Consider the following 391-nt stretch of genomic DNA (forward strand, 5'->3'; position numbering starts at 1 on the left):
GTCGACCGCCTGGGGAGTACGGCCGCAAGGTTAAAACTCAAATGAATTGACGGGGGCCCGCACAAGCGGTGGAGCATGTGGTTTAATTCGATGCAACGCGAAGAACCTTACCTACTCTTGACATCCAGAGAACTTAGCAGAGATGCTTTGGTGCCTTCGGGAACTCTGAGACAGGTGCTGCATGGCTGTCGTCAGCTCGTGTTGTGAAATGTTGGGTTAAGTCCCGCAACGAGCGCAACCCTTATCCTTTGTTGCCAGCGGTTNGGCCGGGAACTCAAAGGAGACTGCCAGTGATAAACTGGAGGAAGGTGGGGATGACGTCAAGTCATCATGGCCCTTACGAGTAGGGCTACACACGTGCTACAATGGCGCATACAAAGAGAAGCGACCT

The 391-nt window shown here is 53.3% G+C and carries 1 rRNA gene; it reads left to right on the plus strand.

The features are described 5' to 3' along the window. A 16S ribosomal RNA gene (locus tag NNN64_RS23145) occupies positions 1-391 on the plus strand; the annotation flags it as partial.

It is taken from the genome of Citrobacter sp. Igbk 14, from assembly GCF_028069825.1.
Taxonomy (GTDB): Bacteria; Pseudomonadota; Gammaproteobacteria; order Enterobacterales; family Enterobacteriaceae; genus Citrobacter.